This window comes from Alteromonas sp. G4i13, assembly GCF_054960505.1.
This window is the reverse complement of record NZ_JBHNYX010000009.1, coordinates 139,216-151,050: the sequence shown is the minus strand read 5'-3', so window position 1 is coordinate 151,050 and position 11,835 is coordinate 139,216. Positions and strand designations below refer to the sequence as shown.

8 protein-coding genes and 1 pseudogene are annotated in these 11,835 nt (G+C 47.6%); 6 read left to right on the top strand and 3 right to left on the bottom strand.

Annotation, left to right across the window (positions count from 1 at the left end):
* Positions 1 to 55 precede the first annotated feature (55 nt).
* The 3 genes from ACFI6J_RS06645 (at position 56) to ACFI6J_RS06635 (ending at position 4,737) form a co-directional block, all read left to right on the top strand.
* Positions 56 to 1,291, top strand: a complete 1,236-nt coding sequence (locus ACFI6J_RS06645) for an efflux RND transporter periplasmic adaptor subunit (RefSeq protein ID WP_249362399.1) — start codon at positions 56 to 58, stop codon at positions 1,289 to 1,291.
* Positions 1,288 to 4,458, top strand: coding sequence for an efflux RND transporter permease subunit (locus ACFI6J_RS06640; RefSeq protein WP_088585973.1), 3,171 nt, complete (start codon positions 1,288 to 1,290; stop codon positions 4,456 to 4,458). The genes ACFI6J_RS06645 and ACFI6J_RS06640 overlap by 4 nt, the downstream gene beginning before the upstream one ends.
* Before the next feature lie 87 nt (positions 4,459 to 4,545).
* Positions 4,546 to 4,737 carry a heavy-metal-associated domain-containing protein gene (locus tag ACFI6J_RS06635; protein ID WP_088585972.1) on the top strand — a complete coding sequence of 64 codons (192 nt, stop codon included), beginning with the start codon at positions 4,546 to 4,548 and terminating at the stop codon, positions 4,735 to 4,737.
* Between the two features lie 220 nt (positions 4,738 to 4,957).
* Here ACFI6J_RS06635 and ACFI6J_RS06630 read toward each other — a convergent pair.
* The 3 genes and pseudogenes from ACFI6J_RS06630 to ncrA form a co-directional block, all read right to left on the bottom strand.
* Positions 4,958 to 5,920: pseudogene (locus ACFI6J_RS06630) on the bottom strand (IS5 family transposase).
* A 400-nt stretch (positions 5,921 to 6,320) separates the two neighbouring features.
* Entirely contained in the window at positions 6,321 to 6,590 is a 270-nt protein-coding gene (locus tag ACFI6J_RS06625) for a metal-sensing transcriptional repressor (protein WP_088585971.1), read from the bottom strand.
* Positions 6,591 to 6,696: 106 nt separating this feature from the next.
* Positions 6,697 to 7,995, bottom strand: a complete 1,299-nt coding sequence (gene ncrA, locus ACFI6J_RS06620) for an MFS transporter (RefSeq protein WP_088585970.1) — start codon at positions 7,993 to 7,995, stop codon at positions 6,697 to 6,699.
* A gap of 1,164 nt (positions 7,996 to 9,159) precedes the next feature.
* Here ncrA and ACFI6J_RS06615 point away from each other — a divergent pair.
* The 3 genes from ACFI6J_RS06615 (at position 9,160) to ACFI6J_RS06605 (ending at position 11,819) form a co-directional block, all read left to right on the top strand.
* Complete coding sequence (locus ACFI6J_RS06615) at positions 9,160 to 10,065, top strand: 3'-5' exonuclease (RefSeq protein WP_088585968.1); 906 nt, start codon at positions 9,160 to 9,162, stop codon at positions 10,063 to 10,065.
* Between the two features lie 213 nt (positions 10,066 to 10,278).
* A complete protein-coding gene (locus ACFI6J_RS06610; RefSeq protein ID WP_105932869.1) occupies positions 10,279 to 10,578 on the top strand; it encodes a hypothetical protein in 300 nt (99 codons plus the stop codon).
* A 317-nt stretch (positions 10,579 to 10,895) separates the two neighbouring features.
* Positions 10,896 to 11,819, top strand: a complete 924-nt coding sequence (locus tag ACFI6J_RS06605) for a WYL domain-containing protein (protein ID WP_105932870.1) — start codon at positions 10,896 to 10,898, stop codon at positions 11,817 to 11,819.
* Positions 11,820 to 11,835 lie beyond the last annotated feature (16 nt).

The window sequence follows — 11,835 nt, the reverse complement described above, 5'->3', positions numbered from 1 at the left end:
CTACAGACGCCAACTTCGGACTGGCCGAAGAGTTTTGGTGAATGAAAGGATCGTTATGATGAAAATGAAAGTTGGGATATTGCTGATGGCAGTTGCAGTGACAGCCAATACAGAAGTGGTACTTGCAAATGATGATGCAAGCGAAACGCAAAAAAAAACTGCAAATGCGCCTGCAGGTCCACAGGTACCCGTGGCTGTTGCCGTATCACGGAATATTATACCTTCTGCTGAATTTACCGGTTCTTTAGCGGCTATTAAAACAGTGGAGCTACGCCCCAGGGTAGGAGGGGCAATCGAATCTGTTACGGTGCCGGAGGGAAGTCTGGTTCAGAAAGGACAGATGTTATTTCAAATCGATCCGCGGCCCTACCAGGTTGTGCTTGATAGTGCACAAGCGCAATTACGACAGGCAGAAGCTCAGGCGTTCCAGGCAAGCCGCAATTACGAGCGTATTAGCCGTCTGGTAAACGGAGGTGCTGTTTCGCGTAAAGACTATGATGATGCATCTTCTGAGAAAAATGCCCGCGTTGCACAGGTTCAGGTATCGAAGGCTGCAGTCGAAGCAGCAAAGCTGGATTTGTCATACTCGCGTGTGACTGCGCCAATTGATGGCCGTATCGATCGGATTTTAGTAACTGAAGGTAACTTGGTTAGCAGCAGCCAGGGGGGGGCCGCGACTCTATTGACAACAATCGTTTCGTCCGACCCTTTATATGTTTATTTTGATATTGATGAAGCGACATATCTCAATACTGTCAGTAAGGCTCGGCCTGATGTTGTCGGACGTAGCAACGAAAAATTACCCGTACATATAGGTCTGGCAAATGAGAAGGGGTATCCGCACGGGGGGGCGCTTGATTTTGTTGGCAACCAAATTGATCGTAATACCGGCACTGTTCGTGTCCGGGCTATTATCCCGAATGCTGATGGTCTTCTTACTCCTGGAGCATTTGCCAGAGTTCAGTTAGGCACTGGTAGTGAGCAAAAAGTAATTTTGGTAAACGATCAAGCCGTAGGCACAGATCAGGGCAATAAGTATGTCCTTGTTGTTGATGCCAATAATAAGGCGCAGTATCGCCCGATAGTGTTGGGGCCAATGGTCGATGGATTACGTGTTATCAGCGACGGTCTGAAGGCCGGGGAAAAAATTATCATAAAAGGGCTCGTACGACCGGGGATGGCCGTTACGCCAGACATCGTATCGATGCAAACGCTGTTGAGCGTACCTGAGAGGCAGCCTGAAGGTGCATCTAAAAAATCGAATGGCAAAAATGAGGGAGGTAGTAAATGAAATTTCCTCATTTCTTCATCCAGCGCCCCATATTTGCAATTGTCTTATCAGTTTTTATGCTGATAGCGGGTTCTTTAGCGTTTTTTCAACTTCCTCTCAGTGAATATCCGTCCGTAACACCGCCAACCGTTCAGGTAACGGCAAGCTACCCCGGAGCAAACCCCAATGTAATAGCAGATACTGTTGCCGCCCCGCTTGAGCAAGCCATCAATGGGGTTGAAGGCATGCTTTACATGAGTTCTCAAACTGCTTCTGACGGCCGAATGATTTTAACCATCTCTTTCAGACAGGGAACTGACCCCGATATTGCGCAAATTCAGGTTCAGAATCGGGTATCACGGGCTTTGCCTCGGCTACCAACGGAAGTCCAGCAAATAGGGGTTGTGACTGAAAAAACCTCGCCGGATATTCTTATGGTGGTGCATTTGTTCTCTCCTGATGAGCGTTATGATCCACTTTATGTTTCTAACTATGCAATGTTAAACGTACGTGATGAGCTTTCACGCTTACCAGGTGTCGCAAGCATAGCGCTGGGAGGTGAAGGGGAATATGCCATGCGAGTATGGTTAGATCCTAATAAAGTGGCTTCCAGAGGGTTAACATCAAGTGATGTCACTGCTGCGATTAAAGAACAAAACGTTCAGGTAGCGGCTGGCTCTGTCGGACAGCAACCTAATGCATCGTCATCATTCCAGGTCACTGTGAATGCCTTAGGGCGCCTAACTACTGAGGAACAGTTCGGCGATATAGTTATTAAAACCGGAGATGACGGACAAATTACGCGCTTGCGTGATGTGGCTCGTCTTGAACTCGGTTCAGATAACTACTCCATGAGGAGTTTACTAAATAATAAAAATGCAGTGGGTATGCAGATTGTTATGACCCCGGGCGCCAATGCACTTGAGGTGTCTGCATCGGTAAGGTCAACAATGGAACGCCTGAAAGTAAGGTTTCCGGAAGGTATTCAGTACAGTATCGCTTATGATCCGACCGTGTTTGTTAGTGCTTCCCTGAAATCTGTCACGACGACTTTATTAGAGGCCACAATATTAGTTGTGCTGGTCGTGATGCTATTTTTGCAAACATGGAGAGCATCAATCATCCCATTGATCGCAGTGCCTATTTCATTAGTGGGTACGTTTGCATTAATGGATGTATTTGGGTTCTCACTCAATACGCTATCTTTATTTGGTCTGGTTCTTTCAATTGGTATTGTTGTTGATGATGCAATCGTTGTGGTTGAGAACGTTGAGCGCCATATTGCAAAAGGACTCTCACCAAAAGACGCCGCAAGAAAAGCAATGGACGAGGTAACGGGGCCAATTCTGGCTATTACCTCAGTACTGGCAGCTGTGTTTATTCCATCAGCATTCCTCTCGGGGCTTCAGGGCGAATTCTATCGTCAATTTGCATTGACGATTGCTATCTCAACGATTTTATCGGCTATCAACTCCTTAACATTGTCTCCGGCATTAGCTTCCGTACTACTGAAACCACATCAAGGTATAGAGAAGCAAGATTTGTTGACTCGTGTAATGGATCGTTTTTTCGGATCTTTTTTCCGTCGTTTTAACCGTTTCTTTGATAGCCTGTCGAATTCCTATGTTGGGACGATTCGACGTATCGTTCGCGGAAGTACAATTGTACTCATTCTGTATGCTGGTTTTCTGGCACTGACCTTCCTGGGCTTCAAACAGGTTCCTGGTGGTTTTGTGCCTGCTCAGGATAAATATTACCTTGTTGGCATTGCTCAGCTTCCTTCCGGCGCTTCACTCGACCGAACCGAAGCTGTAGTTAAGGAAATGTCCAGGATTGCTTTATCTCAGCCTGGAGTTGAAAGTGTGATTGCATTCCCTGGCTTATCGGTAAACGGCCCTAACATGCCAAATTCAGCATTAATGTTTACTATGTTGAAACCTTTTAAAGAACGTCGAAATCCATCATTATCTGCTCAGGCTATTGCTGGTAGTCTGATGGGGAAATTTAGTCAAATTCCTGATGGTTTCGTGGGTATATTCCCCCCACCACCTGTTCCTGGTTTAGGGAGTATGGGAGGATTTAAACTTCAAATTGAAGACCGGGCCGGATTAGGTTTTGAAGAGCTTGCTCGTGTGCAGGACGTCATCATGGCTAAAGCTATGCAAACTCCAGAGTTGGCAGGGATGATGGCCAGTTTTGAAACTAACTCGCCTCAGATTCAGGTAGATATTGATCGTGTGAAAGCAAAATCTCAGGGGGTTGCGCTAACAGATATATTTGATACTTTACAGGTGAATCTTGGATCGCTTTATGTAAATGATTTTAATAGGTTTGGTCGGACGTATCGAGTCATTACCCAAGCCGATGCGCCATTCCGTATGCAAGCAGAAGATATCGGGTTGCTTAAGGTGCGAAACTCAGCAGGTGACATGATTCCTTTATCAGCTCTGATAAATATTAAGCGAACTTCTGGACCTGACCGTGTGATGCGATATAACGGGTACCCATCTGCAGATATTACAGGTGGTACAGCACCAGGTTATTCTTCGGGACAGGCAACTGATGCTATTGAGAAAATAGTTAAGGAAAGTTTACCTGAAGGGATGGCATATGAATGGACTGACCTTACTTATCAGGAAAAATTGGCGGGTAATTCAGCACTGTATATCTTCCCTCTAGCTGTTTTCTTTGCTTTCCTTATCTTGGCGGCACAATATAACAGTTGGTCTTTGCCATTTGCTGTATTGCTGATTGCGCCGATGGCGCTATTTTCTGCAATTGGGGGAGTCTGGATTTCTAATGGTGATAACAATATCTTTACTCAGATTGGTTTTGTTGTTTTGGTGGGGCTGGCCGCGAAAAATGCAATCTTAATCGTGGAGTTTGCCCGAACCAAGGAGAGTGAAGGACTATCACCATTGGCGGCCGTGCTTGAGTCTGCTCGCTTGCGTTTACGTCCGATTCTTATGACATCTCTGGCGTTTATTGCGGGTGCTATACCTTTGCTATTAGCTAGTGGGGCTGGTGCCGAAATGCGGCATGCTATGGGTATTGCCGTATTCTCGGGAATGCTTGGAGTAACCTTCTTTGGCTTACTGCTTACTCCTGTGTTTTATGTGGTTGTGCGAAGTTTTTCCTCAAGGCGAAAAGTTGATACCTCTGGTGAAACGTTTAGTCAAAGAGGATAAGCACGAAAATCTTTGGCGATAGGGCTTGACCTTACAACAGTGGCAAACTCTATCCTAAAGGTCACCACAACTAAATAGGATATACAAATGCAATTACATATAGAAAATATGACATGCGGTGGCTGCGCTCGAACAGTGACTAAAGTTATTCAGAATATGGATCCAGAGGCTAAAATCGTAACCAACCCACCAATACGTAAGGTAGATGTGCAAACATCAATATCTTTAGAGCAGATTTCTGAGGCTTTACGTGAAGCTGGGTTCCCACCAAAAGAATAGTTTTATTAAAACGGTAACTCTACTATGGAGTTACCGTTTTTAACTTTTTTATATTATTTTATCCCTGATAATAGCCTGACTTATTTTTATATCGACTAAGGAACCTGTAATTAAGCCTCCACTTCTGCCCAACCAGAACCCGTAGCAATTGGGGCCCCATTTAGACGTCATTATCCTGCGTTTTCCTTCGGACAGCGCCTTTTCAGGCACTTCAGACTGATTAACCCTGTGCTCGCAACATCTGATCCACGCGCACGAGGTTTGACAGCGCGAACAGCATCGCCAGTTTGCCGTCATTTTTCTTCAGACCACGGTAACGGGCTTTTACAAAGCCGAACTGGCACTTGATGATCCGGAACGGATGCTCAACCTTGGCACGCAGGCTGGCCTTCAGATACTCGGTGCGGGGATTCTGACCTTATTGATGCGAGGATGCTTTTTCAGAGTCTTCAGCTGCCCGGGTTGTTCGGCGATGTGCCAGTCTGCACTGACATCTTTAAGCTCTACCCGCTTTTCGGCGCCTCGGTAACCCGCATCGGCAAAGATGAACGCTTCATCACCATGAAGCAGGTGCTCTGCCTGGTTTAGGTCATGCTCATTGGCTGCCGTAGTGGTGAAGCTGTGCGTGATACCGGTGCAGGCATCCACGCCGATATGGGCTTTCAGCCCGAAGTGCCTTCTTCGTCTGGTGCATCTCAGGATCGCGCTCGCCACTGCGGTTCTTAGTTGAACTGGGGGCCTCGATGATGGTGGCATCGATCAGGGAACCTTCCTTGATCAGCACACCAGCCTCGGACAGCCACTGATTGACCTCGTCGAAGATCTGGCGTGCCAGGCCATGTTGTTCCAGCAGGTGGCGGAACTTCAGAATCGTTGAATGATCGGGGATGGCCTTATCCAGTGACAGACCGGCAAACAGGCGCATGGAGGCAATCTCATACAGCGCATCTTCCATCGCCTCATCACTCAGGCTGTACCACTGTTGCATGCATTGAATCCGCAGCATAGTAGACAACGGATAAGGACGGCGGCCGTTACCGGGCTTGGGATAATGAGGTTCGATGACGTTTTCGAGACGCGTCCAGGGGATCAGCTTGTCCATCCGGCCAAGGAACTTCTCTTTACGGGTCTGGCGGCGCTTGTTGCTGAACTCGCTGTCCGCGAATGTAAGTTGCTGATCCATCTCTATGTCCCCAATCGTGTGCAGCGGACATTATCTCATGCGGCAGACTTGATCACAGCTTCCCTATCATACTCCTTGTAAAGGCCTTGTCGGGATCGGACTCATTAACAGCAGACATCACTTTGTCGTGCAGGTCATTCATGTCCGCCTTATATTCCTGTGACTATGCTGACGAGTGCATTTTTGACATTTTCATTTCCGATTTTTCGACGGAAATGGCTGGCAGGAATAAGATTAATATAGAAAAAGGGAGTTTTTTATTTTCATATAATAAATCCTTTCAGGTAGGTACTGGTTAATTGCTGCTGAGTCAGATAAAAAAGCCCCCTGATGGGGCATATGTAGCAACACAGGCATTAACCACACCTTGCTGTGAAAAACCAGTCATGTTTCACCAGCTTTAAAGATACTTGGTTATCTCTTTAAATTCGCTAAGCGAACTATCAGACTCGGAGTGTTCAGCATGAAGGGCCTCCTCCAGGCAGTGACCTAAGTGGTCGTGAATTAAAGTACGCTTCGCATTCGTTATAGCTTTTTCCACAGCCTGTAACTGCTGGGCTATATCCAGACACGCTTTTTCATCTTCAAGCATCTGGATGGTACTTTTCAGGTGCCCTGCGGCACGCTTAAGTCTTTTAATAATGTCAGGGTGTGATGCGTGTACGGTCATGGGGCTGTCCTCTCTGGGTGGAGGGGATAAGATAATATGTATCAACGCTATGGTCACACTTTTTATCGGCTTATCCTCTCCTTATACGCTGCATATTATGGGTAAATTACTTCTCTTTCTTCGGCCATGACGGGTGTTCATCATCAATCACGAAATCATGCTCATGGGTCGATTCATTGTTTGTATCTGGGGCTGTGTGGCTGTGAACCTGGATGTAAATTTCATGCTCAGGCCGCCAGATGAGTACGGCAGTAACCAGCGACAGCCCCGCCACAATGGTCAGAGCGATGAATGAAGCCTGAGTTCCCCATGTAGCGCCTACCCACCCTGCCAGCGGATAAGTCACCAGCCAGCATGAATGTGACAGCGCAAACTGAGCGGCGAACAGCGCCGGTCTGTCTTCAGCTTTTGACGAGCGCCGCAGCAGGCGCCCACTTGGCGTCTGAGAAAGCGAATAACCCACCCCCAGCAGCGCCCACAGCACTAACAAGGTGACATAATTTTTTAGGAGAATGCCCAATCCCAGGCCAATGACTAAAAGCGACGTACCTACAAGCATCGGCATGCGGTCACTCATTTTGTCGAGGAGTCTGGGTAGAATCAGAGCCGATAGCATGGATCCGATACCGAAGCATGCCAGCGCAATGGCGGTAGACCGTTGTGAGAAACCAAAGTTAGCCTGAACCAGAACAACAGTATTGACGATAACCATCGCACTCGCCGCTGCTACGGCCATGTTGAGAGCCAGCAGGCCGCGTAGTCTCGGTGTTTTCAGAAAAATACGCATGCCTCGCGTTGTTTTGTCATAGATGCTGCGTTTTACCGTTAGCGCTTTCATCTTTGGCAATCTGACAGAAACAACCAGTAAAGCCGATGCGATAAACCCCACAGCCGTCCCAGCAAACAGGTTATGGAAGCTCATGACCGCCAGCAGCGCAGCCGCCAGCATGGGGCTGATAACACTTTCCAAATCGTAGGCCAGCCGTGACAGAGACAGCGCCCGGGTATATTCGCGTTCATCAGGAAGAATTTCCGGGATTGTCGCCTGAAAGGTTGGCGTAAATGCCGCCGAGGCAGACTGAAGAATGAAGATCAGGATATAGATTTCCCAGATCTGGGTGACAAATGGCAGCGCTATAGCCACGAGGGCGCGAACCAGATCCAGCGTCACCAGCATACTGCGACGCGGGAATTTGTCGGCGAAGGCCGCAGCTACGGGCGCAACCAGAATGTAGGCGCTCATTTTGATAGCCAGCGCGGTACCCAAGACAGCACCAGCCCTGTCTCCTGCAAGCTCGTAGGCTAACAGCCCCAGCGCAACGGTCGCCAGACCGGTGCCGATAAGGGCGATAACCTGTGCCATAAACAGGTGGCGGTAAATACGATTAGAAAGAATATTGAGCATCAGGAAATCTCTCGGCTTAAGTTTACATCCCCCCCGGGGGGATGGTTGAAGTATAGATCGGCCTCACAGTAATGGCAATCTCTATCCTGGGTGGGGGGGTGTGAAATTTATCGGTTACTTGATATGAAAAATATTCATGTATCATATGCTTATGGCCTAATTATTATTAGGAATATCAAGAGAGGGACAGCAGATTTCCGGCAAACAGTTGCAAGCAGATATAGTCCAGTTAATCCTTCAGAAAAAAGAGGTACCATCGTGAACCTCCGTTGGAATAGTATTCAATCCCTACCTTGTGGCGATTCAACCACCTGATCGTGTTACGAAATCAGCCCATGCCTGCATCATCGGGCGATGTTGTTCCAGTAAATCAGTCCTGTGGTAAGCGGCCTCAGCTTTACTCTGAATTGAGTGAGCGAGTGCTCTTTCAGCAAGATCTCGAGAGTAACCATGCTTGCTGCACCAATCACGAAAACTTGAGCGAAAGCCATGCGCAGTGGCTACCCTGTTGGGAATATCACTTGGAGCCTCAACGCGACGTAAAAAAGAGGTGAGGCCATATCGCTAAGAACGGTCTGCTATGCTGATTTCTACAAGTAAAATTGTAGGTAAAACTGTAGTTGTTCGAGTAAGACGCTGTGTTGTAGGTGATTTCTTTTTTGTGTTGATAAGCTTGATGTGGGGATCGCTCGCCCTCGTCAAAGCCTGCAAGGCTTGGATAATACTGCTTCTGCCTACTGCTCTTGTTTCTGTTACTGATCCTGTTACTGCTACTGGTTAACGCATGGGTCAAGTAACCGTCAGACAAGGCTTGTTGAACCCTTTGCAAAGGGTTTAAAAACAGTTAGTAAAATTCTGCTTCGTATTGAATTTACTAGCTTAAAGCGAAGTCAGGAGCACCATTAAAATGCTCAGTCGAACTCAGTTCAAGCCTTTTGCAACCGTTTGAAAAGGGGTTGGCTAAGCCATACGTAAAGGGTATCGGTAAGGGTTACCTAAAGGGTTTAGCTAAGGCTTTCTGAAAGGCTTAGCCAAAGCCTTCATACATGGGTTCACCCAGTAGAAAGATTAAAAAAACGCTGAGGTATCCAAGGTGCATTTAGAAAAACCTGTGGCACAGTGAAATCACCTAAAGCGAACAATAGAATTGAAGAGGAACCATCAATGACAAGAGCCCCAGCGCCATTTCCGCTAGAGCGCCTCGCGGATATCCTAGAAAGACCAGAAGATTTTAGATTGCTGGAGCGTATTCCATTAACGCGTGAGCCGCAGTCCTGGCCACTTGAATTCTCTCCTTTGGTCGGTGATGAACAACCGATGGTGCTGCTCGATACAGAGACAACCGGACTGTCTGCCGATGATGAGTCCATTATTGAGCTTGGTATGGTTAAGGTGCTTTACAGCCCCTCTGCTAAGCAGATTGTGTCGATTGTTGATGTGATCAGCTTGTATGAAGATCCCGGCAAGCCAATCCCCGAGCTGATTACCGAGTTAACCGGTATCACTGATGAGATGGTGCAAGGCCAGCACATTGATGATTCACTGGTAGCGAGTTGGTTATCCGATGATCCGCTGGTGGTTGCACACAATGCACAGTTTGATCGTCCTTTCTTTGAAAAGCGGTTTGCTGCATTAGGACATCTATCTTGGGCCTGTTCAGCCAGTGGCATAGATTGGAAGGCGCTGGGTTTTGAAAGTCGAAAGCTTGAGTACCTGCTGCTTCGCTTAGGTTGGTTTTATGAAGGACATCGAGCTGCAACCGATTGTTTGGCGATGGCCTGGTTGTTTCATTTGTTGCCCGAGTCCGTTGCAAACTTGTTGTCTGAAGCAGACAGGCGAACTGTGTTAGTTCGTGCGTTTGGTGCGCCGTTTGACGTAAAGGACTATTTAAAAGAGCGTGGTTACCGTTGGCATGACGGTGTTAAAGGTGCCAACAAACATTGGTGGCGCGAAATCAGCGAAGACGAGTTGCCGCAGGAACAAACTTACCTGGATGATTTGTACCATCGTGGCTCAGAACATGCCCACTATGACTACAAAGATGCCCGCAATCGATTTAAAGCTTTGTAGCTCTCTACAAGGTAAGCCTTGCATATTTGAAAACCTCTGGAAAATGGAAAGTGAACTTACGTTATACCCAAACTACTTGGTGTTGCAGCTAGGCGGCAAGTGAGCGAGTCCCCATGAGCATAGATCTTCTATGTGATTGGGGTGAGCGAATACAGGTAACACCGCTGCGGCTGCAAGTAGGCAGGGTATATAACCAACAAGAGGAATCTTTCCATGTACCAAGACACCTACATTGAATACTGGGGCGAAATCTTCGTCTCTGCCCGCATCATTGAATTTGGCATCACGTTCGAGCGCTTTCTTAAAGATCCTTGGAAGCACTTGATGTCCTGTGGCCAAGAGTCTGCTCCAGACGCGATTGCTGAAGGGATGCTGCCATTGCTACCAGCCCAGGCAGAAGTTGCTAGGCGCATTCGGGAAAGTGAGCAACGAGCCCTGATGTCCACAGACTCGGAGAAAGGGAAGTCTCAAAGCAGTAACATCGTGGTGCCACTGGTTCGGGTAGCGCATTGATAGCGGCTATCATCAATGACACGAAACAAGGCCTTCACGCCCATAACTGAGCGGCAATTGCAATCCAGATCAAAAAGTTGCCGCTTAGCCTTCCCTACAAAATAATTTGTGATAGGATGACACCTAATAAAATTAATTAGGTTGAAGCCTATTAAGTGTTTTATGTCCATCTGTCCAGCTTCAACCGGTAGAGATTGCTAAGTCATTGCGAATAAAGAGTAGCATTGAGTGACACTATTCAATGTTATTACGCGATGTCTGACCGTACTTTATAAACAGAGTTTTAAGAATCTGGTTGAATTGGATAAATAAGACGCATGACAAATGATGGTCTGAAACAAACAGTAGTGGCGAAGCCAGATAGGCTTTCGCAGATAGCGCAGTTGCCACAAGCAACCAGGGATCGCATTGCCCACATCGACTTCACCTTATTGTTTAAGGGAGAAGCGGTACGGGCGGATTTAGTCGATCGCTTCAGCATAGCGGCCGCACAAGCAACGAAAGACTTCACAATGTACCGAGAGCTTGCACCAGGCAACATTGAGTATGACCAAAAGCTCAAACTGCATAAGCGTGGTGAAGCTTTTGAGCCCTTGTTCGAGTACGACGTTGTGAGAACACTGGCAACCATTAGCCAAGGGTACGGTGATGGCTTCACTGGAAAGGTAACCCCCCCCCTTGCTTGTGAAGCGCCTTTTCACCTCAACAAGCCGAGTTTATCGATAGTGGCGAAAGTCTCCGAGGCCATACACAAAGGCAAAGCCTTGCGTATCACCTATGTGTCGTTATCGAGCGGTGAAACCACGCGTGAAATTGTGCCGCATACGCTGGTGGACAATGGCCTGCGTTGGCATGTTCGTGGTTTTGACCGCAAGCATGGTGAGTTCCGTGACTTTGTACTGACCCGAATTAAAGCTGCGGTTGTGCTTGAGGATTCCACTCTGTCAGAGGCTGAACTTGAAACCCAAGACCGGCAATGGAATCGCTTTGTTGAGCTGGAGTTAGTGCCGCACCCACGCATAGAGCACAGCGAAGCGATTGAACTGGATTATGGCATGGCAGGTGGCGTTCTAAAGGTTGAGATTAGAGCTGCAATTGCGGGGTATTTGCTCAGGCTTTGGAATGTTGATTGTTCCGAGACCGCTTGCTTATCAGACAGCCATTGCCAACTGGCATTAAACAATCGTGCCGCGCTGTATGGGGTTCAAAACCTCGCAATTGCGCCGGGTTATGTCACTTAGACGATGAGCACAACCC

Excerpts from the sequence above, each read along its gene's own strand:
- ACFI6J_RS06645 (WP_249362399.1), top strand. The coding sequence starts at position 56 with ATGATGAAAATGAAAGTTGGGATATTGCTGATGGCAGTTGCAGTGACA.
- ACFI6J_RS06640 (WP_088585973.1), top strand. The coding sequence starts at position 1,288 with ATGAAATTTCCTCATTTCTTCATCCAGCGCCCCATATTTGCAATTGTC.
- ACFI6J_RS06635 (WP_088585972.1), top strand. The coding sequence starts at position 4,546 with ATGCAATTACATATAGAAAATATGACATGCGGTGGCTGCGCTCGAACA.
- ACFI6J_RS06625 (WP_088585971.1), bottom strand. The coding sequence starts at position 6,590 with ATGACCGTACACGCATCACACCCTGACATTATTAAAAGACTTAAGCGT.
- ncrA (WP_088585970.1), bottom strand. The coding sequence starts at position 7,995 with ATGCTCAATATTCTTTCTAATCGTATTTACCGCCACCTGTTTATGGCA.
- ACFI6J_RS06615 (WP_088585968.1), top strand. The coding sequence starts at position 9,160 with ATGACAAGAGCCCCAGCGCCATTTCCGCTAGAGCGCCTCGCGGATATC.
- ACFI6J_RS06610 (WP_105932869.1), top strand. The coding sequence starts at position 10,279 with ATGTACCAAGACACCTACATTGAATACTGGGGCGAAATCTTCGTCTCT.
- ACFI6J_RS06605 (WP_105932870.1), top strand. The coding sequence starts at position 10,896 with ATGACAAATGATGGTCTGAAACAAACAGTAGTGGCGAAGCCAGATAGG.